The organism is Sphingopyxis macrogoltabida, from assembly GCF_001314325.1.
Lineage (GTDB): Bacteria > Pseudomonadota > Alphaproteobacteria > Sphingomonadales > Sphingomonadaceae > Sphingopyxis > Sphingopyxis macrogoltabida.
The window spans coordinates 160,738-186,528 of the sequence record NZ_CP009430.1 but is presented as its reverse complement, the minus strand read 5'-3'; the positions used below and the strand labels follow the sequence as shown (position 1 = coordinate 186,528).

At 62.1% G+C, this 25,791-nt stretch carries 21 protein-coding genes and 1 pseudogene; 9 read left to right on the top strand and 13 right to left on the bottom strand.

Annotated elements, in window-relative coordinates; all coding sequences use genetic code 11:
* Positions 1–3: 3 nt before the first annotated feature.
* From LH19_RS25810 to LH19_RS25775, 8 genes are all read right to left on the bottom strand, one after another.
* Positions 4–1,098 carry an ABC transporter permease gene (locus LH19_RS25810; protein ID WP_054734781.1) on the bottom strand — a complete coding sequence of 365 codons (1,095 nt, stop codon included), beginning with the start codon at positions 1,096–1,098 and terminating at the stop codon, positions 4–6.
* The gene (locus tag LH19_RS25805; RefSeq protein ID WP_054734778.1) at positions 1,098–2,207 is read right to left on the bottom strand and encodes an ABC transporter permease; all 1,110 of its coding nucleotides are present in this window, start codon (positions 2,205–2,207) and stop codon (positions 1,098–1,100) included. Before LH19_RS25805 ends, LH19_RS25810 begins: the two co-directional genes overlap by 1 nt.
* Complete coding sequence (locus LH19_RS25800; RefSeq protein WP_054735418.1) at positions 2,204–3,916, bottom strand: ATP-binding cassette domain-containing protein; 1,713 nt, start codon at positions 3,914–3,916, stop codon at positions 2,204–2,206. The genes LH19_RS25805 and LH19_RS25800 overlap by 4 nt, the downstream gene beginning before the upstream one ends.
* Positions 3,917–3,920: 4 nt before the next feature.
* A complete protein-coding gene (locus LH19_RS25795) occupies positions 3,921–4,928 on the bottom strand; it encodes an HlyD family efflux transporter periplasmic adaptor subunit (protein ID WP_054734775.1) in 1,008 nt (335 codons plus the stop codon).
* Entirely contained in the window at positions 4,925–5,551 is a 627-nt protein-coding gene (locus tag LH19_RS25790) for a CerR family C-terminal domain-containing protein (RefSeq protein ID WP_054734772.1), read from the bottom strand. The genes LH19_RS25795 and LH19_RS25790 overlap by 4 nt, the downstream gene beginning before the upstream one ends.
* Positions 5,552–6,293: 742 nt before the next feature.
* A complete protein-coding gene (locus LH19_RS25785; protein ID WP_054734770.1) occupies positions 6,294–8,792 on the bottom strand; it encodes a S8 family serine peptidase in 2,499 nt (832 codons plus the stop codon).
* The gene (locus tag LH19_RS25780) at positions 8,785–9,990 is read right to left on the bottom strand and encodes an AAA family ATPase (protein WP_054735415.1); all 1,206 of its coding nucleotides are present in this window, start codon (positions 9,988–9,990) and stop codon (positions 8,785–8,787) included. The genes LH19_RS25785 and LH19_RS25780 overlap by 8 nt, the downstream gene beginning before the upstream one ends.
* Positions 9,991–10,690: 700 nt before the next feature.
* Entirely contained in the window at positions 10,691–11,695 is a 1,005-nt protein-coding gene (locus LH19_RS25775; RefSeq protein ID WP_054734766.1) for a serine hydrolase domain-containing protein, read from the bottom strand.
* Between the two features lie 133 nt (positions 11,696–11,828).
* On the opposite strand from LH19_RS25775, the gene LH19_RS25770 reads away from it, so the two are divergent.
* From LH19_RS25770 to LH19_RS25750, 5 genes are all read left to right on the top strand, one after another.
* On the top strand, positions 11,829–12,569 hold the full coding sequence (locus tag LH19_RS25770) for a GntR family transcriptional regulator (protein ID WP_054734763.1): 741 nt from the start codon (positions 11,829–11,831) through the stop codon (positions 12,567–12,569).
* On the top strand, positions 12,566–13,879 hold the full coding sequence (locus tag LH19_RS25765) for a hypothetical protein (RefSeq protein ID WP_054734760.1): 1,314 nt from the start codon (positions 12,566–12,568) through the stop codon (positions 13,877–13,879). The genes LH19_RS25770 and LH19_RS25765 overlap by 4 nt, the downstream gene beginning before the upstream one ends.
* Before the next feature lie 98 nt (positions 13,880–13,977).
* Positions 13,978–16,215, top strand: a complete 2,238-nt coding sequence (locus LH19_RS25760) for a TonB-dependent receptor (protein WP_054734754.1) — start codon at positions 13,978–13,980, stop codon at positions 16,213–16,215.
* Between the two features lie 38 nt (positions 16,216–16,253).
* Positions 16,254–17,804 (top strand): carboxylesterase/lipase family protein, encoded by a 1,551-nt coding sequence (locus LH19_RS25755; protein WP_158514503.1) that lies wholly within the window; start codon positions 16,254–16,256, stop codon positions 17,802–17,804.
* Between the two features lie 81 nt (positions 17,805–17,885).
* Positions 17,886–19,097, top strand: a complete 1,212-nt coding sequence (locus tag LH19_RS25750; RefSeq protein ID WP_054734747.1) for a serine hydrolase domain-containing protein — start codon at positions 17,886–17,888, stop codon at positions 19,095–19,097.
* 397 nt (positions 19,098–19,494) lie between these two features.
* On the opposite strand, the gene LH19_RS25745 is transcribed toward LH19_RS25750, so the two are convergent.
* The 3 genes from LH19_RS25745 to LH19_RS25735 form a co-directional block, all read right to left on the bottom strand.
* Positions 19,495–19,884, bottom strand: coding sequence for a type II toxin-antitoxin system VapC family toxin (locus tag LH19_RS25745; RefSeq protein WP_054734744.1), 390 nt, complete (start codon positions 19,882–19,884; stop codon positions 19,495–19,497).
* Positions 19,881–20,126 (bottom strand): AbrB/MazE/SpoVT family DNA-binding domain-containing protein, encoded by a 246-nt coding sequence (locus tag LH19_RS25740; protein WP_054734742.1) that lies wholly within the window; start codon positions 20,124–20,126, stop codon positions 19,881–19,883. The genes LH19_RS25745 and LH19_RS25740 overlap by 4 nt, the downstream gene beginning before the upstream one ends.
* A 217-nt stretch (positions 20,127–20,343) precedes the next feature.
* Positions 20,344–20,841: a HipA N-terminal domain-containing protein gene (locus LH19_RS25735; protein ID WP_082396406.1), complete on the bottom strand. Its 498-nt coding sequence runs from the start codon at positions 20,839–20,841 to the stop codon at positions 20,344–20,346.
* A gap of 202 nt (positions 20,842–21,043) precedes the next feature.
* Between LH19_RS25735 and LH19_RS25725 the strand changes: the two genes are divergently transcribed.
* The 4 genes and pseudogenes from LH19_RS25725 (at position 21,044) to LH19_RS25710 (ending at position 23,964) form a co-directional block, all read left to right on the top strand.
* Positions 21,044–21,631 carry an NAD(P)/FAD-dependent oxidoreductase gene (locus tag LH19_RS25725; RefSeq protein WP_054734732.1) on the top strand — a complete coding sequence of 196 codons (588 nt, stop codon included), beginning with the start codon at positions 21,044–21,046 and terminating at the stop codon, positions 21,629–21,631.
* A gap of 45 nt (positions 21,632–21,676) precedes the next feature.
* Positions 21,677–21,907 (top strand): annotated as a pseudogene (locus LH19_RS28920) (hypothetical protein); the annotation flags it as partial.
* Between the two features lie 357 nt (positions 21,908–22,264).
* The gene (locus LH19_RS25715) at positions 22,265–22,600 is read left to right on the top strand and encodes a DUF4286 family protein (RefSeq protein WP_145923678.1); all 336 of its coding nucleotides are present in this window, start codon (positions 22,265–22,267) and stop codon (positions 22,598–22,600) included.
* 137 nt (positions 22,601–22,737) lie between these two features.
* Positions 22,738–23,964: a molybdopterin molybdotransferase MoeA gene (locus LH19_RS25710; protein ID WP_082396405.1), complete on the top strand. Its 1,227-nt coding sequence runs from the start codon at positions 22,738–22,740 to the stop codon at positions 23,962–23,964.
* Between the two features lie 57 nt (positions 23,965–24,021).
* On the opposite strand, the gene LH19_RS25705 is transcribed toward LH19_RS25710, so the two are convergent.
* Positions 24,022–24,882: an NAD(P)-dependent oxidoreductase gene (locus tag LH19_RS25705; protein WP_054734720.1), complete on the bottom strand. Its 861-nt coding sequence runs from the start codon at positions 24,880–24,882 to the stop codon at positions 24,022–24,024.
* Complete coding sequence (locus LH19_RS25700) at positions 24,879–25,778, bottom strand: TauD/TfdA dioxygenase family protein (RefSeq protein WP_054734717.1); 900 nt, start codon at positions 25,776–25,778, stop codon at positions 24,879–24,881. The genes LH19_RS25705 and LH19_RS25700 overlap by 4 nt, the downstream gene beginning before the upstream one ends.
* Positions 25,779–25,791: the final 13 nt, after the last annotated feature.

Genomic DNA, 25,791 nt, shown 5'->3' with positions numbered 1-25,791 from the left:
CTCTCACTCCATTCGCGCGCGGAACAGCCAGGCCGACGCGGCGAGCGTCACGCAGGCGATTATCGCCAGCGGCCAGAGCTGCTGGAAAACGGCCTCTGCCGGCATCGCCTTCAGAAACACCCCCTGGACGATATCGAGGAAATATCGGGCCGGATTGGCGTAGGTGACGACCTGCATCCAGTCCGGCATATTGTCGATCGGGCTGGCATAGCCCGATAGCAGGATCAGCGGTGTCGTTGCCAGGAACGAGCCCAAAAAGGCCTGCTGCTGGGTCCGCGATGCCGCCGACACCAGCATGCCGACACCGATCAGCGCGAGCTGGTAGATTGAGAGCGACAGATAGAAGAGCAGCAGCGAGCCGAGAAAGGGGACCCCGAACACCAGTGGCGCGAGAATCAGATAGATGGTGGCGTTGAGCGTCCCGACCAGAAAGGGCGGCACCATCTTGCCGATCAATATTTCGTGAACGCGCAGCGGCGAAACCATCAACTGATCGAAGGTGCCGAGCTCGCGCTCGCGCGCGATCGATTGCGAGGTGACGGCAAGGCCCGACACCGACACGACGATCGCGATGAGCGAAGGCAAGGTAAACCAGATATAGTCGAGCGAGGGGTTGAACCAGTTGGTTACCGCGCTCGCGCCCGGCGGCGCGCGGGGCTGCAGGTCGGCGCCCACGCCGCCGGCGATCTGGCCCAGATAGCCTGCAACGATTTGTGCTGCGTTGGACCTGCGCCCGTCGAGCACCACACCCAGCGTCGCCGGCCGGCCGGCATCGATTGCGCGGTCGAAATCCTCGTCGATCACCAGCGCGGCGATCACCGTCTGGTCGTCGATCGCCGCGGCGAGCTCGCCCGGCGAGTTCAGATAGACGATTTGACGAAAGCGCGGGCTGCCGGCGATGCGCGAAAGGATCTCGGCCGAATGCACCCCCGCCGAATGGTTGACCACGCCGATATCGACATTGCGCACGTCGAGCGTCGTCGCGAAGGTGAAGATGAATAGCTGGAGCAGCGGCGGTACCACCAGGATGAGCCGCGATTTCGGGTCGCGCAGCAGCGCCCACATCTCCTTGACGATCATCGCTCGCATCCGGCGCATCAATCGAGACTCCGGCGTGTGGCGCGAAATGCGAGCAGGAAGAAACCCAGCCCGAACGCCAGCATGATTGCAATATTGGGCAGGATCAGCCCCCAGAGGTCGCCGGCGAGGAAGACCGTCTGCAGCGACGGGATCAGGTAACGCGCCGGTACCGCATAGGTGATTGCCTGGATCGGCCAGGGCATCGAGCTGATTTCGAAGATGAAGCCCGATAGCAGGAACGTCGGCAGGAATGCCGAAAGCAGCGCGATCTGGCTGGCGACGAACTGGTTCTTCGTCGCTGCCGAGATGAACAGCCCTAGGCCGAGCGCCGGCATCAGGAACGCGCTCGCGATCGCCAACAGCGCGAGGACGCTGCCCCGAAAGGGCACGCCGAAGACGAACACGGCGAGGATCGTGCAAAGGCTCATCGATATCAGTGCGAGCAGGAAATATGGCAGGACCTTGCTGACGATGAATTCGGCCATGCTGATCGGGGTCGCCATCATCGCTTCCATCGTCCCGCGCTCCCATTCGCGGGCGACGACGAGCGCCGTCAGCAACGTACCGATCATCGTCATCACGATTGCGATCGATCCGGGAACGAGAAAATAGCGGCTCCGAAGGCCGGGATTATACCAATAGCGCGCCGACAGGTTCACCTGTGGACCGGCGCCCGCATCGCCGCTGGCCCAGGCGGCACGGACCCCTTCCGCATAGGCCGCGACGAAATTTGCGGTGTTGGGCTGTGAACCGTCGGTGATGACCTGTACCGCAGGCGCCCGGCCCTGCTTCACGCCGATCCCGAAATCGGCGGGGATGACGATGATCCCCCGTACGCGGCCATCGACGATCATCGGCCTTGCCGCCGCGACCGCGCGGGTGAAGGTGACGTCGAAATAGGGCGAGTGGGCGTAGGACTGGGCCAGATCCAGCGCCGGCGCGCTCGAATCCTGGATGACGACGGCGATACGCGTGCGCGACGTATCGAGCGAGACCGCATAACCGAACAAAAACAGCAGGATCATCGGTAGCACGAAGGCGATCAAAAAGGTCGAAGGATCGCGGACGATCTGCTTGCCTTCCTTGGTTACCAGGGCGGCGAGCCGCCGGGGGTCGATGCGGCTCATGCGGCCTCGGCGTCCGCCGCGCGCACCCGGTCGAAATCCTCGATCAGCGCGATGAATGCATCCTCCATCGTCGGATCGCCGAGGCCGGCGAGTTCGGCCGCTTTCGCCTTCAACTCGTCGGGCGTCCCCGTCGCGATCTGCTCGGCGCGGTAGATGAGCGTGACGCGGTCGCAATATTCGGCTTCGTCCATGAAATGCGTGGTGACGAGGACAGTCACGCCCTTTTCAACCAAGCCGTTAATCAACGACCAGAATTCTCGCCGCGAGACGGGATCGACACCCGATGTCGGCTCGTCGAGGAACAGAACAGGCGGCTCGTGCATCAGCGCCGCGGCGAGCGCGAGGCGCTGCTTGAAGCCGAGCGGCAATGTTCCCGCGTTGACCTCCATCCGCGATCCGAGCTGGAAGACATCGGCCATCGCATCGATGGCGCGCCGCGCGGTCTCGCGATCGAGATCATAGGCACCGGCGAAGAAGTCGAGATTCTGCCGGACCGACAGATCGCCGTACAGCGAGAATTTCTGCGCCATATAGCCCAGCGACGCGCGCGCATCGGTAGCCGCATGGCGCAGGTCATGGCCCACGACCGCGCCGGTTCCCGAGGTCGGGGTCAGCAATCCGCACAGCGTCTTGAACGTGGTCGACTTGCCCGCACCGTTGGGCCCCAGCAGCCCGAAGATTTCGCCGCGGGGAATCGTGAACTGCATGTCGCTTGCGGCAGTGAAGTCGCCAAAACGCTTGGTCAGGCCCTTGGCCTCGATCGCGGCTTCCCCAGTCTCGGGAATGGTGCGATAGCGCGCGGCCAGCGGGTTGGAACCGCGGGGTCCGCCACCCAGGATGTCGATAAAGCCATCCTCGAAGCGCGGCGCCGCCTTCTCGACCCTTGCACCGCCGAAGTCGGGCACGCCGGCCCCCGCCTTCAGCAGAAGCCGGACCGCACGCCCCTGGATGGTGCCGTCGATGACCGCTTCATCGTCGAGCGCCTTGGTCAGGAACCGGCGGCGGCGTTCGGCAAACCCGGTCACGCGGATCACCCTGCCGGCGATACGCTCGGTCAATGTGCGAGGCGGCCCATCGAACAGCAGCCGGCCCTCATTGAGCAGATAGACATGATCGCACTTCTCGGCTTCGTCGAGATAGGCGGTCGACCACAGCACGCCGATTCCTTCGCCAGTCAGTTCGCCGACCATTGCCCATAACTCGCGCCGCGAGATCGGATCGACGCCGACGCCGGGCTCGTCGAGCAATAGCAGCTTCGGTGTTTTGACGAGCGCGCAGGCCAGCCCGAGTTTTTGCTTCATGCCGCCCGAAAGCTTGCCCGCCAGCCGGTCCTGGAAACGCTTGAGGTCGGTGAAATCGAGCAGTCTGTCGAACGCCGCATCGCGCTCGGCGCGGTCGAGGCCGCGAACTTCGGCATAAAGCGTCAGATTCTCGCGAACCGTCAGATCTTCATAGAGCCCGAAGCGCTGCGGCATGTAACCCAGGTCGTCGAGCGCTTCGCCCGGGGCCTTGCCAAGCACCGTCACCTTGCCTTCGCTCGGCGCCATCAGGCCGGCGAGGATACGGATCAGCGTCGTTTTGCCCGCACCATCGGGGCCGACCAGCCCGGTGATTTGCCCCGGCGATACTGCGATGCGCACGTCGTCGAGAGCGACAATCTCGCCGAAGCGCTTGACCAGTCCCTCGGCGACAGCGGCGGAGGAAACCATCGCGTCAATCCTTGTGCGCTGGCCGGGCGCCGGGAACACGAACACTGACTGGCTGGCCCTGTCGCAGCGCGTCGTCGGGATTGTTGACGATGATCCGCAGCCGATAGACAAGATCGGTTCGAAGCTCTTCGGTCTCGACCGACTTCGGGGTGAACTCGCTGCGCGGTGAGATATAGCCGATCGTTCCGCGATAGGTCTTCGGGTTGCCGTTCGCGGTCACCTCAACCGTCATTCCAGGGCTGATCCGGCTGAGATCGGGCTCGGCGATATAGGCGCGAACCCGCATCGGACGGTCGATCGAGAGCGAGAGCACCGTCTGACCTCCCTGCACGATCGCGCCCGGCTCCTGTGCGCGGGTTACAACGATAGCGTTGGTTGCGGCGATCAGGCGTGCGTCGTCGCGATCGGTCGTTGCGCTGCGCCGCGTTGCCTCGGCGGCGCGCAACTGGGCTTGGGCGCCAGCGATATCTTCGCGGCGCGCCCCGGCCTCGATCAGCGACAGCGCTTGGCGTGCCTCCGCCAGCTGCGCGTTCGCCCGGTCCCGGTCGGCGACGGTCTGCTCCCATATATCGCGGCTGATCGCGCCGGGCGTGACCAGCGGCTGACGGCGCGTATAGTCGCGCTGTGCATTCACGGCGGTTGCCATCGCTGCCGCGACCCGCGCACGGGCCTGCGCGATGTCCTGGGCCCGATTGCCGTTCCTGAGCTTGGCAAGAGCAGCCTCGGCCTGCGCAACCTGTGCATTGGCCTCGTTCATGCGCGCATCGACCGTCGCGGTGTCGAGCGTTGCGAGCACTTGCCCGGCTTTCACCCTGGCACCTTCGTCGACCGCGATCGTCTCGATCCTACCGCCGACGCGGAAGGCCATTTCCACTTCGCGAATATCGACATTGCCGTAAAGTGCGAGTGACGCGTCCTGCTTGTCGGCGAACAGGCCGAAGCCCCGCGTGACAATCAGGGCGATGGCAAGCGCGACGAGCGCGGCGATGCCGATGATGCGACGTCGGTTCATAAGCTGCTCCGTCGTTCGAGCCGGTCGAAAATCGCGTCGAGATTGTCTAGGACCGTGGCCTTGATGATCGCGGTCTCGGGCGCTGCCATATTGTTCCAGCCAGTTTCTGCTAGAACGGTCGCGCGGGCGACGCGAAACACCAGAATCTGCCCAACCAGCGTCATCGCGCGGATTCGCGCTTCGATTTCATCAAGCGCGTTGCCTGCAATCACGCGCAACATCGCCGCGACGCGGGCAAGTATCTGGCCCATGGCGCCGGCATAGATGCGATCGAACGCCTCGGTCGGTTCGGCTTGCTCGCGTACGATGAACCGGGCGAATGCGGCCGTATCTTCGCTTACCATGACCTCCACCATCCGGCCAAAAATCGCGTGCAGCGAAGCTCGGGCGGCAGCGACATCGATCCCGTCAGCACAAATTACGGCCACTTGCTCGATCGCAGGCCGTAAGCGTTCGCCAAGGCTTGCCGAAATATGTTCAGCCGCCGCGAGATAGAGGCCATTCTTGCCGCTGAAATGATAGGTGATCGAAGACATCGGTGTGTCGGCATCCGCAGCAATCGCACGCGTGCTTGCGCCTTCAAGACCTCTTCGTCCGAAATGCTCGATCGCAACGTCGAGCAAGCGAGAATCCGTACTGCTCATTTGTTGAATAATTCGTTCGAACGAACAATATGTCAAGCTCCCAACTGCTGGAGGTCGCTTCAACGATTGCCCTTCCTGAGAGGCGAAACGGCCTCAATCCGGTTCTATCGTTCGAATAATTGATGAAATATCGTTCGTTGGTCCCTGAATATCGAGATCATGTTCGTCCCCTGGCGGCTCCCGGCATACTGATCGGCGCGCTTGTTCAGGGAGGTCCATTGCAGACCGCGCTCGCGTGGCGATCGATCCCGCGCCCGTTCGCGCCGGCGGGCTCAGCTACGCGCTGGCTCAGGTACCGATATCCTGATCACGGACGGCCGTTTTCTCCTCAGTTTGCTCGTGCTGCGGCAGCCTTGCGTTGTTGCCGGCGATTTCGGGCGGCGTTGCCGGGATGGCGTCCACATGCGTCGATGTGCGTCTAACCTCGCCCGACTCTATAGCCGGAACATTCCTGCTCCTGCATTCCCGAGGCCTTCTGCGTCGGTCGCGACCCTCCGCCTCGACGACTCGCCGAGCGGATCGGCATGTCGCTGCTGTGAAGCTGCTCCGTCCGTAGTCACCAAACATGCGATTTCTCTGGTAGCTTTGCGCCAGATTTCAGCCATAGCCGGTCGCCGAACGAATGCCTAAAACCTGCCGTTAAGGCGGGTCGGAACAGGATTCAGCAAAGCGACCAATGTTGGTCGTTTACCCTATCCCTGACTATGACTTGAAACGAACATTAAACGCGTGGGGTGATGCGGGCCGCGGTCCTTATGTCTGTGATCTGAGCGCCAATAGCCTGCAGATTTTGTCTCATCTCGTTGAAGACCGGCTTATCATCTGTCGGATCGCTGATTGTTAGAACCGCCGTGAAAGGAACGCCTTCCTCCGGCATTTCTTCCCCGGCGCGCGTAAGATACTCGACGAAGAGGCGCCAGTTCGAGGAAGGGCCGACCCCCTTCGGGAAATTTTTTGCGTGGACTTTCACAGGACTCCACTTGAGGTCGTGCTCGATCAGTTCGGCCTCAATGGCATGGCGGTCGCGCTTATCGGGTAGGTACACTGGCTCCAGGCGCCCCTTCCACTTGTCGGGCGCTTGCTCTTGCTGCAAAACCGCGTTGATGTTCACCCGAACATATTCTGCGCCAAAGCGGGCATCGAGAGGCGGAGTCGATACAAGTGTCAGCTTGGCTGCGCCTCGGCACTTTCCACCCGTTTCGACGAGAGACGCCGGCCAGGAAAACCCGAAGTTGATTTGTTCACCAGGCTTTATGCGCGATGCAAAGACCAACGTGATCGAGTGATCTCCGGTTTCCAAGATTGTCTCGGCGGACGGCGGCATCCCAAATCCGACCAAGTGCCGCGCGACAGGCGAAAGGGTCTTATCACGCAGCGGCTCGGGCAGCCTCGCGTGGTGAACGAGCATTCCGATAATGGTCTCTCGGGAGACCTCCCCCTCAATAAGATGCTCGATCACCGCCGCTGTCTTAGCTGCGATAGGGGCCGCGTAGCTGGTGCCGCAGCCATCCACTATTGCGCCATCGGGAAGGATCGAAAACAGGCCGTGACCCAAGGTAGTGTGTTGGGTGCCGGCACCACCGACATGCGCAAGGTCGGGCTTCATGCTGCCGCGCAGGCCCGGCCCTCGGCGAGAATAGCGAGTAGGTGCATAAGGGACGCATCCATCATGACCTGTTGGATTGAGCGCGGCAATTGTTACATTTCGCGCGCTTTCAGCAGGTGTGAGGAGGCCGTCGTTGCGCGCGAGCGCAAGGTCTGCCAACGCCCTTGAAGCATCTGCAGGCCACTCAGGTCGAAGGTCTTGGGGCTGCGTGTTACCAGCGGACACGAAAATGACTGCGTTGTTGGCCTCGGCAATGCCATCCAATCGTACGGCATGAGCAGAATACCGGTCTGCCACTGCTGGCTGCAAGATATTGAGGCTCATATTGAACACGCGCACGCCATGTCTTGCATGTGCATCGGCAACAGCCGCTTCCATCTCGTCGAAAAATTGCGGTACGCCATCGGGGTAATAGGATGCAAACGCTCCTGCCTTCTCGGGGCTGGGAAAAATTGCAATGTCGACAAGCTCGGCGCCATCGGCCTCGGAGCAAATCTCTGGTCCGTTGAGAGACGCTCCGATCGTCGCGAGACCACCGATAAAGGTGCCGTGAGCATGATTACTGTCTTCGTCGGCAAGCACCGTCCAACGGTCAATGATCCACTCGTCCAGCGCGGGACTTATGCCGCCATCGACAACTCCAAGTTTTGGGTAGCTCCTCCGAAGATCCCGGGCGTTAATGGTGGCTGCAGACGGGCGCGTTCGATTTTCCGTTGCAGCGTTGGCCCGCACAACGATGCCTGGCAGTTCGATACGACGGACCAATGGGTGATTATCTAGAAATTCGAGAAGGCGAATGTGGCTCTCGATGTCGTGGGCGAACGGCGCCAAGGCACGTTTGCGCTCATTCGATGGCGTGTCATTCATTCGCAGGACGGGTGTAGAGGTCTCATCGAGTCTGACAGACAAGAGCGGCTGACTGCCGCTGCCGCTTGACATCCGCGCGACGCTAACACCTTGGCCCAAGGTTGAGAACCCCGCCACGAAAGTCTCGAGCAACGTCCGATTGGCCTCGTCGAGCCTATCCCAATCGGCACGAGGCGCTGGGGGCGTAAATAGCTCGACCTGATAACTGCCTCCCGTCATGGGGTTCGATAGCCAGGCTACTGCTTCCTCGACCGAGAAATTACGCTTGTCCGAGGCACGGAACAGTTCGATCCGATCAATAGCACCAACTTCGCTTTTTCGGGCGGAGGGGTAGGGAACATCCTTATTTTTGGTCTCGTCAAATCGCAGTATCGTCTCGGTTTCCGCTTCCTCGATCTGCTTGGCGACTTCGGCTAGCGAACGCGGCCGGGCTTCGACAATCATGACGCCAAGGTCAGCCCCGCCAACGAGACGCGTCCGATCTGGGCGGAATAGGGCTGTCATCGGGCGGTGGCTTTTCGCCCATGCTTCGCGTCGAAGAATGACCTTTGCATATCCCACGGAACCCGTAGCCTGGGCCGCTAACTCAACAGATATTGTCTCGATCTGCTGCAGGAGGGATGTCTTATGAGCTGCAAACTCTTTATCGCGATGAGCAAAAAAGTCCTTGTGACCGCCGCCACCGCCCTTTTCGCGAGCTTCTTGGAAGTTGTCGGGGTTTAGAACTATCTGGATCGGGCTAGCCATTGATGCTGTCGTCCTCCTGATCCTCTTCAATCTTTCCGATTTGGCGGCTCACAGTTGATTTGTCCTTGCCAGCGATCTCACCGATGTCTGACATCGAAAGGTTCACTGAGCGGTCGTCGCGCAACGCGCGGAATAATCTGCCCGTGCCTCCGAAAAGCAACTCCCTACGCTCACTATGAACGCGCGCAGCATTTAGAGTGGCAAACTGGCGCAGGGTATCCAGAAGTTCCCGCGCCTGACCGTCTCTTACTGCGGTTGCCTTCTTGTATGTGCGGACAAGGGTCTCGATTTCCGCTCCGGTGGCGCCTTCTGTAAACCAAGCGATCAGCCTGAGATGACTGTCGGGAATGATCACGGGCGCGGAAAAGGATTCTGCAATAGCCTTCCTCACGTCGAATTCCGGGCGTGGAATTTCGAGTTGGACTTCAAAACGCCGCCAGACAGCGGGATCCAGCAGGTTGGGATGATTTGTTATGCCGATCGTCAGTCCGACGCCCCGCCGGGAGTCAAGATTCTGCAGAAGTGCATTTACGACACGTTTGATCTCGCCAACCTCTTGTGGATCGTCGCGAAGCTTCGCTATCGCATCGAATTCATCGAGTAGAAGCATGCACTTGAACCTATTGGCGAACGTGAACAGATTGCCGATATTTCGTGCAGTTGTCCCCAGGAATGAGGAAACCAACCCGTCGAGCCGAACTAGGACGACAGGTAGGTCTAAGCGGCGGGCCATCCACAGCGCCAGCCGGGTCTTACCGGTTCCGGGAGCCCCATAAATTAGGCAGGTCAAGGACGGATGGACGCCGACTTCAAACAGGGCCTCAATATTCGACCACTCGTCGACCACTGATTCAATGGCATTCGAAATTCGCTCGTCGAAAATCGGTGCATTCTCGTCTGTTGCGTCCGGGAAAATAATTTCAGCCAGCGGAGCCGCGGTCTCCCGATCAACCGGCAATGGAGTATTCCTGGAGAGGTCTTCGCCTGACACAAGCGCCTTGGAGCGCTCTATGCGGCTCGGTGCAATCTCGCGGCTCCTCTCCGCATTGTTGAGAATTGTGGTCAGAGCAGCCGCCTGCTTGGAATCTCCGCCGTTCTTGAGCGCGTCCCTTAGTCGTTCAATTTGCTTCCGCACGGCCGGCGACGCGTTCGGCACGGCGGCACGGCACAGCGCTTGGATAATGGGGAAATGGTCCATGGATGACATCAGGATTCCTAGTTTTCAGCGGCGGTTCGCCAGTCAATCAATACGACATGCGTTGTTGCATTGCAATACCAGTTCATCGCATAAATTGGTAAATTGTTGCTTATATTAGCCTCCATGTTGCATACGAAATGCCAATGGTTGCATGTAGGCGCTGACCGTGAGATTTTGCCGGCCGCAACGAGACATTGATCAATTATCACTGCCAGTACGGGGGACATCCGCCACCATCGCCACTAGCTTTCTGTCCAATGCCCTGGATTAGGTAGTGGCTATCCTGACCGCTCGTGCAAGCTTACGGCCCGAAAGCGGTCAATTCACTCAGTTATGGCTCGGCCAACCATGGCGAATATCGCATCGTCGATCCAGCTATAGAAGGGTGCGCCGTCGAGGCGTACGCCAACCAACGCCCAGCTGCCGCCGATCTCGGGCATTGGTCGCGCGTTCGGGACGGAGTGCGGGGTTCGGAATCGCCGCGTTGAAGCGCTTGAAGATCGTCGGAAAGCGCGCCCGTGAGGAAAGGCTGGCGCGGTGCGTCGGGCTGTTGCTGGCACTCCAGTCGAAGCGACGCTGCAGGTTCCACATATCAGCGGCGCGGCGCGGATATTGGTAGATAGGCGCAGCCCGCGATGGTGTCCGCGCACGGCTTTGGCTGCGACCAAATCTAGAACCCGCCGAGCTGCCGGCCTTTTACCTATCTAGCCAGCAGCAGGGCAAGGAAGTCGCTGTCGGACCAGTCGCTCTTTCTGCCAGCTGCAAGCGCCATCAGATCGAGCTTGGCCTGGCGCACGATCGTGAGCCGCCTCGATGGAATGACATAAAGGCGCTGGTCGCCCGCGCCGGCGGCGACCACCATGTCGGCAGGCAGTTCGGCGGCGTGAACCGTGATGTCGGTCGAGCGGGTGACAGGATCGGATGCGGGCGATGCGCGCGGCAACCACCAGGTCAGCCCATAGGCCGGGTTGGCGCCGCTGCCCTTGAAAAGATCGGCGAAGGCGGTCGCATCGACAAGCGCATTGCCGTCATGCACTCCGCCCGCACGGACGAATTCGCCGATCTTTGCCCATTCGGCGGCGGCCAGTACAAGCCCCTGCGGCATGAGCGGAGCGCCATCGGGGCCGCTCCGCCAATCGCCGACCCTCACACCCAGAGGTGTCAGAATGCGCCGCTCGACATAATGACGCGGATTGCCGTCCTCGCCTTGGGCGACCAGCTTGCGGCGTATAATCTCGCCGAAGATCTGCATCGGAGCCGGGCCATATTGGAATTTGCTGCCCGGCGGCGCGGCGAGCGGCGCCTTCACCGAGTCGAGATACCCCTGCGGTCTGCCGACGGTGGAAGCCTGCCCGCTCGTCATCGACAGCAGCTGGCGAAGCGTGACCTGCGCCTTCGCGGGATCGCTTCTCCATTCGGCGAGCGTGTCCGATGCCCGTTCATCGAGCGTCAGCAGCCCGTCTTGCACGGCGGCCGCGGCCATCAGCCCTACGAGGCTCTTCGTTCCCGACCAGAGCTCTTGAGGCTTGGTGATATCCGCCGAACGGCAGCGGACCTTGCCGTCCTCAAGTATTAACAGCGCGACGCCCTCATGCGCCTCGGAATAGGCAAGGGCTGCAGTGCAGCCGGGAAGGGGAGACGGCTCGGCCGCTGCGGCAGCGGCCATCGCAGTCGCGGCGGCAAGAAGGAGGATGGCGCGCTTCAAAATCCGGCTCCCATTTCTGATGCTTGTCATTGTTGATATTATCGATAATAATTTCATTCGCAATCATCGATTGCTCGGCGGCCCCGCCCGACTAGGATGGGCGCTGTGAGCGAGAAAAGCCGAACGGAGAGAAATGGCCGCGACGAAGATGGAGGACGGCAACGCGCCGACCCAGGACCGCGTTATCGCGCGCTTGCTGACCGACGATATCGTCGAATGGCGGATCCCACCGGGTTCCTGGCTGCGCGAGCGCGAAATCGCCGCGCGCTTCGGGGTGAGCCATGCGCCGGTGCGCGAGGCCTTTCGCCATCTCGCGCGCATCGGCCTCGTCAAGGTTGTGCCGTGGCGCGGCACCTATGTCATCGATATCGACGAACATGCGGCGATTGAGGTCTACGAACTCTGGAAATCGCTCTTCGGCGTCGTATGCCGCCTCGCGGCGAGCGAAATGACCGACCGCGACGGCCGCGAGCTGATGCACCGGCTCGTCGAATATAAGGACGTCACCCAGCGGACCGAAAATACGTTCGAGCATATCAAGGTCTCGAACCGCATCGGTCGCTTCATCGCCAAGCGCAGCAATGCGCCGCTTGCATTGGAGCTGCTCGACCGGGTCGCGCTGCTCGCTCGCTGGCAGCACAATGTCTACACCGACAGCTATATCGAAACGCACGGCAACGAAGCGGGACGGCGATCGGCAGTTCTCTATGAGGAGCTCTGCCGGCACATCATCGCGCGCGACGGCGATGCCGCCGATTTCGCGGCGCGCGACCTGATCGGGGTGACGCAGGAAAGCTTCGGCCGCGCACTCGAGGAGTATAAGGCCCGCCACGCAAAGCCGAAATCCGGCCGCCGCCGGGCGAAAGCGACATGAATCCCCATTCCACCGATCGGCGTACCTTGCTCAAGGCCGGGCTTGCCGCGCCGATCGCAATTCAGGCGAGCTCCGCGGCTGCCGTTTCCGGGGATATGGCGATGTTCGAGCCCGAGCGACTCTTCGCTGACCTTAAATCCTACGCCGAGGCGGGCAACAAGCAGTCGGGCGGCGCGGGCGACCGCTGGACCGCCGACTGGGCCGCAAAACGCTTGGCGGCCGCCGGCTTTGCGGTCGAGCGGCAGGGGTTCGACGTGCCCTGGTTCGAGGCCACGCTCTCCGAACTGGCGCTCGAGGATCTGAAGGTCCCGCTCGTCGCGCAGCCACTCGCCGTCGAAACCGGCGAGGCCGGCCTCGATGCGCCGCTGCGGCTCGCCGAGACGTTCGAGCGCCTCGACGGGGCAATTGCCATCGTGCGGCTGCCTTATCGCCGCTGGTCGAGCCTCACCGATCGCGCCGCGCGCGAGCCGCTCGCCGATGCACTCGCGCGCGGCGCGAGCGCCGTGATCCTCGTGACGACGGGTCCGACAGGCGAGGCTCTCCTCCTCAACACGCCCGCGGATCGACCCGCATCGGACATGCCGCTCGCGTTGCTTGCGCCGCGCCTTGCTACGCCCGTCATCGAGGCGGCGCGCCACAGCCGCCCGGCAAGGCTCACCCTGCTTGGACGCAACGGGACACGCAAGGCCGAGAATATCATCGGACGCCGCGTCCGCGCCGGGCGACCCTGGTTGGTCGTCTCGACGCCGCGCTCGGGTTGGACCGATTGTGCCGGCGAACGCGGGCCAGGCATCGCGATTTGGCTCGCGCTCGCCGACTGGATGCCGCGCGTCTTCGCGCAGCACAGCCTCTTGTTCGTGTGTAACAGCGGGCACGAATATGAGAACCTCGGCGCGAGCCACATCGTCAAGGACATTGGCCCGCCGCCGTCCGAAACCGCCTTCTGGCTGCATCTCGGCGCCAATGCCGCGGCGCGCGACTATCAGGAAATGCCGGGACGATTGCTCCCGCTGCCGAGCGCTGATCCCTATCGCTTCCTTATGACCTCACCCGAGCTCGTCGAACGTGCCCGGCAAATTTTCGACGGTCAGCCCGGCATCGAGATGGCCTATCCGTCCTCCGAGGGAGCTGCGGGCGAGCTCTCTGAAGTGATCAAGGCGGGCTACACGCGCCACGCCGGCATTTTCGGGGCGCACCGCCACCATCATGCCGCGACCGACATATTATCGACCGTCGTACCCGAGCCGCTTGCCGCTACGGCGCGTGGCTTTTGCGACCTCCTGAGCGCGATAGTCCCCAATCCCCGCTGAGGGCGGCCCCGGACGGGTGCCGTTTTCCGGCTTGACTCATTCGTCCTTATGCACAAAATTATCGATAATAATTGTAATAAGACGATGGGGAGAGACTTATGGGACGCCAGGCGCATCTTCTTTTCTGCACGGCTGCCATTTGGGCGGCTGCGTCAGCCACGCCCGCCTTCGGTCAGGAAGAGAGTCCCGAGGCCCTTCCGGCCGCCGAGGCAGCCGACGATGGCGCGATTGTTGTCACGGCGCGGCGCCGCGAAGAGCGGCTCGCCGACGTGCCGACCGCAGCTTCGGTCATCGATATCACTTCGCTCACCGACCGCGGCGGGGCGACGGGAAGCGGCGAACTCCTTGCCGACCAGCCGAGCGTGCGTTTCAACAATCTCAATTCATCGGTCACTTCCGAAATCTCGATCCGTGCCTCCTCGACCGCGCGCGCGACCAATGGCGATCCCAGCGTCGGGCTCTACCGCAATGGCGCCTATATCGCGGGCGGTCCGGTCGGCGGACGCAACTTCACCCGGCTCGACTTGCTCGACATCGGCCGCGTTGAGGTGCTGCGCGGCACGCAGGGTGCGCTTTACGGCCGCAATGCGGTCGGAGGCGCGATCAACATCATCTCGGCCGAGCCCCAATTCGACCTCTCGGGCTGGGCGAGCGCACGCTATGGTTTCGAAAACAACAGCTTCCAGATGCAGGGCGCGGTCAATGTCCCGCTCGCCGACGGCCTCGCTCTTCGCCTGAGCGGCGATCTTGTCGAGCAGGACAAGGGCTTCTTCTACAACCCGGACAATGACGTTTATTTCGACCGGCAGAAGGGGCATGGCCTTCGCGGCCAGCTGCGCCTTAAGCGCGGGCCCGTCGATGCGATCATCATTGCCGAGACGCAGCGGCTGACGACGCCCGCCATCCATTATCAGATTTTTATTCCAGCGGGCACGCCCGGCTTCCCGGGCGGCTATATCCAGGACCGCTTCCGCTATCCATGGAACACCGCGCCGCGCGCGAGTCAGGACGTCGACGGGCTGCAGGCGATCGTTCGCGTCGATCTCGGCGGCGCCGACCTCACCTCGACGACCTCGTTTCGCAAGCGCCATTCCGAATATGATCTCGACAATGATGCTATTAGCCCCGCAGAACTGGCGCGCGCTCGCGCTGCGGGAGAGGTCGGGGCGCTGACCCCGCTCGATCCGAACACCGCCTCCTATGTCGTCGATACGACCGACAATTTCTCGCAAGACATCCATGTCACCGGCTCGAACGGCCCGCTGGCCTGGCTGGTCGGCGCCGAGATGCTGCTGCTCGACAGCGATTTCTCGGTGACGACGACGCGCACGCCGACACTCGCCAATCCATCGCCGGGCAATATCGCCCCCGCGCGGCTCCATTTCGAAAGCTATGCGGCATATGGCTCGCTCGGTTACGACATCACCGAAAGTCTCAACCTGACCGGCGAGTTGCGCTACACCCGCGACAGCCGCAGCATTAGCGCGCGGCTCTATGATCTTGGCACCGGCCTGCCGACCGGCGGCCCCTCGCGGGTCATCGACGACAGCATCAACGCCGACAATCTCTCCTATAATGCGACACTCTCCTATAAGCTCACGCGTGACGTCCTTGCCTATGCCAAGGTCGGGAGCAGCTATCGCGCCGGCGGCTTCAACACGCGTCTCTCCGACCCGCGAGCCCCGAGCCCGGTGCAGGTCCTTTTCGGCAACGAGAACAGCACCTCCTACGAAGCGGGTTTCAAAGGAAGCCCGGTGCGCCGCGGCTATTTCGCGATCGCCGGCTATTATACCGAGCTTGAAGATCTGATCGCTCAGGTCGACGACGGTTGTGCGCTCACCAATCCGGCGTGTCCGGTCGCGGCGGTCGCCTATCTCACCAACGCGGGCGATGCGAAGAGCTGGGGCGTCGAGGCCGAGTATAGCCAGGGATTCGATCTCGGTGAGGGGAGCGGGCGTCTCGCGCTCAGCGGATCGCGCCAAGGTGGCAAGGTCAAGAGCGGCCGTTATGACGGCCTCGAGCTCGCGCAGGTCCCCGACTGGCTCGCCTCGGCCAACCTCAACCTGCGCTACCCGGTCACGAACGACATATCGCTCACCAGCAACGTTCTTGTCAGTGGCCAATGGGGCGGCAAGCAGGAGCTCACGGCGAGCTCGGTCGATCTCGACGACTATGTCCTCGTCAATCTTCGCGTCGGGGTCGAGGTCGGGAAGGTCAGCATCAGCGCCTTTGCGAACAACCTCTTCGACAAAATCTACTATGTTGCGCAGGCGCCGACGATCAATCGCTACAGCCAGCCCCGCGTCATCGGGGTCGAAGGACGCATCTCATTCTAGTGCCCCTCGCCGCTGGCCGGAAGGGGAAGGAAGCCGGCGTGCGGCATTGGGTGGCGATCGGGGTGCTTGCAGCCGCGGCGCTGCTCGCGCCGGCTCCGGCCGCTCTCGCGGCGGATGTCGCGCCGGCGGTGAAGCTGGCGCAGGGGCGCCTAGCCGGAACGAGCGAGGCTGGCATCGAGCGATTTTTCGACATCCCCTTCGCCGCGGCTCCGGTCGGCCCGCTGCGCTGGCGCGCGCCGCAAGCGGCGCCGCGCTGGACGGGCGTGCGCGGTGCCTCGAACTTGGGTCCCGCTTGCCCGCAGACGGTTCGGCCCGCGCTCGTCGCCGGCGGGGTCGCCGATCGTCAGTCCGAAGATTGCCTCCAGCTCAACATCTGGCGTCCCAAGGGCGCGAGAAAGCTTCCCGTGATGGTCTGGATTCACGGCGGCGCGCATGTCATCGGCTCGGGCACCTTCCCGGCGTTCGACGGCACCGCCTTCGCGCGGCAGGGCGTCATTCTCGTGACGATCAATTATCGCCTGGGGTCCCTTGGCTATTTCGCGCATCCGTCGCTCTCCAAGGGCGCGCCGCGCGGCGAGGCGATCGCCAATTATGGGCTGATGGACCAGCTTGCCGCACTGCGCTGGGTCCGGAAGAATATCGCAGCCTTTGGCGGCGATCCCCACCAGGTGACGCTGTTCGGCGAGTCTGCGGGCGCGATCGGGGTGACGACGATCCTGGCGCTGCCCGAGGCGAAGGGGCTCTTCGCGCGCGCGATCGTGCAGTCCGGCGTTGGGTTGCTCGATCCGCGTCCGCTCGCCGAGCAGGAAGCGCTCGGCGCCGCGCTGGCGCTGCGTGCCGGCGCTCGGATCGACGCATCGCCCGCCGAATTGCGCGCGCTTCCCGCCGCTGCGCTCGTCGCGGCGGGAGATGTCCGCACCGCAGGCGCCATGACCGGCCCGATCCTTGACGGCAAACTGATACGCGAAGCGCCCTGGCGCACCTTGTCGCGCGCCGAACCCGTCGATGTCCCGCTACTCGTCGGCGCCAACAGCAATGAAGCGAGCGTCATCCTAGCCATGGGCGTCCCGCCGGCAGCGGCGCTCGACTATCTCGGTCCCGACCCGGCCGCCGGCCGCGCGGCCTATGGGGCGGGACTTGCCGACGACGAGCTCGCCCGCCAGATACTCGGCGACGCCTGGTTCGTCGCACCCGCGCGCTGGCTCGCGGCGCGTACGGCGCGCGGCGCGCCCTCTTACCTCTATCATTTCGGCTATGTTGCGGCTGCCCGCCGCGACCGCGCGAAGGGGGCCGCGCATGGCTCCGAGATTCCATATCTGTTCGGGACACTCGACTATTTCGCCGCGCTTGCCGGGCCGGTCGACGAAGAAGATCGCCGCTTTGGAGAAGGTGTTTCCGCTTGCTGGATCGCCTTTGCCAAAACGGGCGTCCCGCGCTGCGCGCTGGTTCCCGATTGGCCGCGCTATTCCGAAGCCGACGACCGCCTTGCCCATTTTGCGCCGCGTTCGAGCGTCGTCGACGGATTTCGCAAGCCGCAGCTGGACCATCTGCTGAAGGTTCATTTCGGGAGCGGCCAACCCGGGCCCTAGCCCGTTCGGCCGCATAGCCCCTCCGGTTCGAAAATGTGCAACGAAGATTGGAGAGAGAAAATGGCTGGAAGAAAAAGACTGATGTGGATTGCCGCCGGTACGGCAATGGCCGGCGCCGCGGCGTTTGCCGCGCAGGCGAATTTCGGTAGCGGTGACGGCGGGGAGGGGCACTATATGGTGCAACTGCCGCCGGCGGTGCCCTCGGCCAAGGTCTCGCCTTTGGCGGCGCCCGCGACGGTGCCGGCCAGCCTCACGACGACCGTCGGAGGCTATAGCTACGACTGGACTGCGCTACAGGCCGCGATCGATGCCGATACCGAGGTTGCGAACGGCTATTTCATCGTCGGCAACGCGTCCGATCCCGCCTATCTCTTCGCCTATGAAAAGGGCAGCTTCGGCATCGACCGGGTTACCCCGCTGGCCTCGGCTTCCAAATGGTTTGCCGGCGCACTCGGCATGCGGATGGCGCAGGCCGGGATCGTCACGCTCGAGGATCCGATGCGACCACCGCTTGCCTTCTGGACGACGAGCGGCACCAAGAAGGACGTGAAGCTCAAACACACGCTGTCGATGACATCGGGCTTCAACGCGAGCCCGCTTGTCGGCGGTTGCCAACTGCTTCCCGGCCAGACCCTCTATAATTGCGCCAAGAGCATCCACGACCTGCGCTATGACATTTTGCGCCCCGGCAACGCACCGGGTGCGCAATATAGCTATGGACCGCACGGTATCCAGGTTGCCGGCGCCTATCTCGAGGCGAAGGATACCAGCATAGCGCCCGGCACCTCGCCGACGCGCGAGCGTAACTTTCACGAGCTTTTTGCGCAGCATGTGACGACTCCGCTCGGGATGACGAGCACGACCTGGTACGAGCCGGCGGGGAGCGCACCCACCAATCCGTGGGTCGCCGGCGGCGCTTTCTCTACCCCGCGCGACTATGCGAAGCTGCTGCGTGCCTTTCTCGGCGGCAGCTTCATAAGCGACATGGCCGCCTTCACCCAGCAACGAACCGCGGGGCTGCCGCGCGTCTTCGTGCCGGCGGGCGCGACGAATTGGGAATATGCCCTCGGCTCCTTCGTCGAATGCGACACGCCCGCGGCATGCGCGACATCGAAGATCAACTCATCGCCCGGCGCCTATGGCTGGACCGGATGGATCGACCGCGAGACCGGTTACTACGCCCTCATCGCAACCCAGATCGCGACCGGCGGCGACCGCAAGGGCGTCGAACTTGAGCAGGTCATGCAGGACCTCATCGAGGACGCGATCGCCAACCGTACTCCGGCGCCCTGAGAACCTCTCACAGATGCGCTCCTCCGGCGCGGCGGTCATCACCGCCGCGCCGCTTTTTATCGGGATCGAGGCGGTAGGATAGGGCACGTCTTTCGCCGGGAAGCGAAACCATTCCCGCTCTCGATGAGCCGCTGATCCCTTGGCCGAAGCCGGACCTCCTTCAATCAACCCGCAAAGGGTCCCGGCGCGCCGCTTGGACCTTCGTTTCGCTGCGGTGATTGCGGCACGCCCCGGCCCGCAACGCTGCACCTTGTTCGAAGGCTGCCGCGAGCACGGATTCGGGCGTAAACATGTAACCAATAGGTCCCTTAAGCTGTTAATATTTAACATAATCCTTATTATCGAACATTAGAAATTGGCATTCGAGAGCGATCTCGACGGTCGAATTTTTGATCGCTCAACGGATAATCACGACCTCGACCTCGACATCCGATTCGATCGCTTTCCAACCCTTGTCGGCCGTCCAGGCTGCCAGACCGTCACGCTTCGCCAAGGCCATGCAGAACCGATCGCCAAGCGACAGGCCTGCCGAGGCCGTTGATTTGCGAAGGCGGCCTGCGAGGTTTGCGAGTTCCTTGTCTGCCGGAATCCATTCAATCGGTAGCGGATCAAGCATTGCATCTATGTCGCGGCTATTCATACCTGCGTGAACGAAATAGCTCACGACCTCGCTATAGTTGATCACGCTCATTCGGGCATCCGAAATTGCTGCCGAAACCTTGTCGGCGCCGGGTTCAGAACGGATCATTGCGATCAGGGCCGATGCATCAAGTATAAACTCGCTCACTCGCCGCTATCCTCCCTGCGGTGGGCCAGAAACCTCTCGACCGACACATCGCGCCCGCCTTCGGCAAATCGCCTCGCAATGGCCTGCGCGCGCGCGACAGCTTGGGCTGCAGTGCGCAGGACTACTCCGTCTTCCGTCTCTTCAAGGAAGACGGCACCGCCGTCGCTCAGTCCCAATCGTTTCCGGATGTCAGCTGGCAGGCTCAATCGTCCCTGCGGCGTTATATTGACCTGAATTGTCATCTGACACTCCCATCACATCCTATGCCCACTAGCACAATATAGCCTCAATTTTTACTTTCAGCAACGGGTTGCCTAATATGGCACGAATTGCGTATCATGCCACGTTGGGACGCCGGTCAAACGGGTTAGCGCGATCTCAAGTCCAGACGGATTGCCGGAAAACGTCCGTCAAAATCCGTAAGAATCAGCTTTGTCCGCACCAGTTGCGCAAGGCTGATCAAGCTCCCTGACGCGCGATCTGCAGGGCCTTTAGTGCCAACCGTCCGGCTCGGTCGGACACAATGGCTGGGAGATCTCCGAGGTCTGCTGGCTCCCAAAGACCGGGCACCGCAACGCCATCGGCGATAGCGCTCTGGACGCTGGCTCCGAGCGCCGCGGCCCGTCGTCGAAGGGAAGGCAGGCCGAAGCCGCCGTCGTTGGCGAAGCGCTCGAAACTGTCAGCATCCACGTCCTCGAGGGTTGGCGCCCGCCCAAATCGCATTGCAAGCGTCGCGGACAGCTCGGGCCACATGTGCGTCAAAACGGCCTTGCACAGCGCGTCCCCAAACCGCTCCCCCCGTTTGGGCAGGGCATGCGAGAGTGGGCGGGCGTCTGAATCCGCCAGCCAATCGGGTGAATAGTTGAAGTGCATTGCTCCGCCGCGATCGACCGTCAGTTCGCCGGCAATGCTCTGATCCGACCAGACGATAAGGCGATCGAGAATGCTGGCATTCATGCGCGCTGGCTCGCGATGACGATCACGTCGGGTCGGGTCGGGTCGGGTCGGCGGATTTGGAGTTCGCAGCCCAAGCCGCCAAGGACCGTGACGCAGCGCGACGTCGTCACGTAAAGGTCCGGTTTCGGTCGCATGTTTCCAGTGTCCGGACCGAAGGCGGAAGAATAGCGGGCGTGACACTCGCTGACGGCGAGCGGATCGATTGCCGCCGACCGACCCCTGGTGTAATGCGCTGCTCCGCGATGTCGGCCTCGATGAACGATGGCCGCTCGAGCCGACGCGTATCCAGATCGTTCATATCGACAGGCCCGCGAGCATTGTCGGCGACATTCTGATATGCGCCGATCCGATCAGCGGCGTTTACTTTCGATCACAAAATCGCGGACAACAGATTCTCGTCGGATCGGTGCTGGCGGAGGATGAAAGAGAAACGGTCGATCCCGACCATTTGCCAGCCTATGTCGATGACGATTTCGCGCGCCTGAAACTGCACGCGCTGCAACACCGCCTTCCCGGTCTGTCTTATGCCGCTGCCGTCCACGGTTACAGCGGCCTCTATACAATCAATCGCAGCGACGTGCACCCCGTCGTCGGACCGACCCCGGTCGGCGGTCTCTATGTCGCCAAAGGCTGCAGCGGCCACGGCTTCAAGCTGGCGCCCTCGATTGGTTCGCTTATCGCACAAGCGATTACGGGAGAAAGCGGCTCGTTCGATACGGATGTTGACCCTGCTTTTCTGGCCCTTGATCGTCAGCCGATACTTCTCTCGACCAAGACCGCACTGGCGTAGCGGTGCGAATTCGGAATGGCCGATCGCCGGCAGGTCTCGTTGAGAATGGTGACACGCCTCGAAGAGGAGACCCGGATCGGCAAGGGCGGGACCCTGGCGGCGCAGCTGTCGCGGCTCGACCTGGTGGTGCTCGACCGCGTCATCCGCCACTGCGATATCGTCGAGACCGGCAACGATAGCTGGCGCTCCAAAAACGGCAGCCGACCGCCACCTTCGGCGCCTTCAAAGATCTATCTTGCGCTGCGTGCGGCCATCCTCGACAAACCTACATCATAACCGAAAAGGGGGTCCCTTTTGCGCGCCGATTGACACGCATCGGCATAGCCGTGCCTGCAGAAGAGAAACGCAACGGGGCACCAAAGCGACGGATTTCTCATGCAAATCAGCAACGAGAGATTGATGAAACCGGCATAGGAACCATCACATATTCTGGCAAATGCGGGACCATTCCGAAAAGCCGATTTTCAACCGCCAAATCACCCCGATCTGCATGCAGCCCGCGACATGTTGAAGTTCGCTTATTATTCTTGGAGAAATCGAATTCATTTGCCGCGACGGCATCGTTCCGCCCTAATGCCGAGGTAGGCTGTTATATATGCCAATTAAGTATTGCCGAACGAAAGGGGGACCGTCGTGATCGTCTCAAAGCTGATTGTTCTGTCAAACCCGGTTGAGGGCAAAGAGGATGAATTCAACAAATGGTACGATCAACAGCACGTGCCCGACATCATGAGAGTTCCCGGTGTCGTAGGAGCCCAACGGTTCAGGGGCGGAGCGGGCACGAAGTCGGGTGTGGGATCATTTCGTTACCTCGCCATATTCGATATCGAGAGTCCGGAGCCTGGACTCGTGGTGGATGAAATCATGCGTCGATCTGGAACCGATGAAATGCCTAGGAGCGATGCCATTTCATCGACGCGATTTGCGATGCTCTATGAGCCGATCGGAAACCGCCTGGAAAAGGCATAGTCCGCGAAAAGACAAGAGGTTGGTCCGCGATTTATGCTATCCCGTTTGCCGTGTCCGCTGCGGCGCCGAAAGGTTGAAGAATCGGCCCCTGCGTTGAATTGGCTAAGCGCGTCCGACCTTCGCCGTTGGAGAAGAGTATGAAATCTACGGCAGAATCCACGGCCGATACGATTTGCGTCGCGAAGAATAGCTTTGATAGTGCACAAGAGATTCTAGCGGACCATATACGTCGGCTGGACGTAGAAGTCGTCGGTATCGACGATGCTGGCGGGCGATGGCTGGCGGAGCCGGTGTTGGCTTGCCTCGATGCACCGCGATGGGATTGTGCGGCGATGGACGGCTATGCCGTACGTGATGCTGACCTTGATGGCGGTGCGTCAGTACTGCGCGACATCGGGACCCGGTATGCCGGCGCGGGCAAAGCGAATTGCATTGGTCCGGGTGAAGCGATGCGCGTGATGACGGGTGCGAATGTGCCGCTTGGTGCAGACCGGATCGTCATGATCGAAGATTGCCTTGTCGATTCCGGCACCATCGTTCTCAACGATCCACCGCTGGGGAAATCGCACATCCGACGCCGCGGTTCAGATTTTACCGCTGGGCAGATCCTGCTGCCGGCCGGCCGCATGCTGACTCCGACGGCTTTGGCGGCCGCGGCCGCGGCCGACCACGCTAAAGTGGCCGTGGTGCGGCAGCCGCGCGTCCTGCTGATCGCGACTGGTGACGAGATTGCTGCACCTGGATCTGCCTATCTCAGTGAGCGATCGATTCCGGACAGCCTCAGCGCGTCCATCGCGCTTCAATGTCGCCTAGCAGGTGGGGTCCTATTGTCTGAGAAACGCCTTGTCGACGCACCCGCTCTGATCCGCAGCGCGCTCAGCGGCTCGCCGGCAGATGTCGTCGTCATCATCGGCGGCGCATCGCACGGCGACCGAGACTTCAGCCAATCCGCGCTCATGCCGCTCGGCCTGCATATCGCATTCGCCGGCGTTTCGATAAAACCGGGAAAACCTGTCTGGTACGGCCATATCGGAAAGACGCACATTCTCGGCATTCCCGGTAGCCCAACTGCGGCGCTCACTGTTGCCCGCCTGTTTCTGGTCCCGCTTATCGCCGGCTTGTCGGGCGGCGATCCGGCAACGGCGCTGGACTGGCGACTGCAACCCACGTCGAAGCCCCTTCAATCCAATGGGTCCCGCGAAGCTTTCCTCTGCGCGACCTGCAGCAAGGGTGCGGTCGAAATATTCGACCGACAAGAGGCATCCGCCCAAGCGGCGCTCGCTTCGACAAACGCGATCGTTCGACGCGCCGCCAATGCCCCTGCCCAACCGGCGGGATCGCTCGTTCCCGTCCTGTCGATCTGAAACCGCCCCAATCTCGGAATCGGAGTCCCCAAAGCCCGGCCTGGGGAGAGCCTCCTCCTATGCCCCGGCTTCGCCCGGCCTCGAGTGCGCGATGGCCCAGTCGATGCGGTCAAGCACTGCTTGTCCCAATGCCACCTCTTCTCCCAGTTCCTTCGCCATGCCGATTGCCAGAGCAACGTCCTTGTGGCGCAGGGCAGCGATCCGCTCACGGTCTTCGGGAGCTTGACGCTCGCCCATGAGCCTGTTCCAGTTCGCGATCGTGAAGTTCGTGCCTGTGCTGACCGAGAGCAGGCTCACCGCCACATTCTCGGGAATGCCTGCCGCAACTGCCAACCGCATGCTCTCGACTGCAGCGACGACCCCGGCATTATAAAGCAAATTATTCGCCAGCTTGCCGGCCTGACCCGCCCCCAAATCGCCAAGCAGGAAGATATTCGCCGCCATGTGGCCGAAGAGCGTCCGGCACCGTTCGAGAACGGCATCGTCGCCGCCGATCATGAAAGTTAGCTTACCGGCGCGCGCACCGACGTCGCCGCCGCTTACGGCAGCATCGAGAACATCCACCCCGCGCGCGGCACATCGAGCGCCGATTTCCTTGATCGCTGACAAACTCATTGTGCTGTGAATCGCGATGATCGAGCCGGGCCGCATCGACCCCAGCAGTCCGCCCTCGCCGAGAACCACCGATCGGACCTGCTCCGTCGTCTGAACGACGATCGCCACAAGATCGGACCTTTCCGCGAGGTCGCCCAGAGAATTTGCGGCGTGCGCACCCAGTGCCTGCAGGTCGCGCATCGGCTCCGGGACATGGTCAAAGACCGTCAAAGCGAAGGGTGAGATCGCTATCCTTTCCGCCATCGGCTTGCCGATGTTCCCGAGCCCGACGAAGCCGACGCGCGAAATCTCGGATGTGGTCATAGGACAGCTTCCTTGGACGGTATCGCGCCTACGACAGCCGCTTGCCCTTTGGTAGAGGGGACCGAACCGTGCACGGGATTGACGATCACTCTTCGCAAGGTTCGCCGCGAACCGGGGATAGGCCGCGCCCGAGCATGCTGGAGCATGAAATTGTCCCAGACGAGGAGGTCGCGCGGACGCCAGTGATGGACATGGCAGTTTTCCGGAGCGAATAGAAGCCGATAGGCGCGCTGGATGATCCTTTCGCTCTCGTCGATAGACACGCCTTCGACATGGCTGGTCTGAAGTTCGGTTACGAACAGCAGTGGCTTGCCCGTTCGAGGGTGCCGCTTCAGCACGGGGTGACGAGTCCGAGGGAAGCTTTCGATGGAGGGCTCTTCGGCCATCAGGTCCAGCCTCGCTCGCTGGTTGTCCTCCTTCAGCCGCGCTTCCAGACTTTGTGCGTGAACAGCCGTCAGTCCGGCAAGATAATCTCGCTCCTCCGCTTCCAGATCGTCGACCGCCCCCTTGCAACTCGCGAAGTGCGTCGGGACCGCTGCCGTCGTGTCGATGTCGAGAGCGTAGAGCGAATTGACCACATGCTGATGCGGCGTATTGGCTCCATCCTGATGAAAGGGAAGCCGGTGAACGGTCCAGTCAGTCTCGGCTTCGACCGTCGACATCTGTGTGTGGAGCCTTCCGTCAGCGAATTCCGAGCAGACGGGACCAAAGATCGACATTAGCGCGACATGCGCGTCGGCATCCACATGTACGTCGCGGAACAAGAGCAGGCCATATTCGTCGAGCAGCTGCCGCAGTATCGCCGCATTTTCCTCGGCGATCGGAGCGCCGGGGTTCAGCTCCTTCACTTCGACACCTATCCGCCGCGACAGCGGCTCAAAACCAACCCCGACCATCCTGACCTCCAAA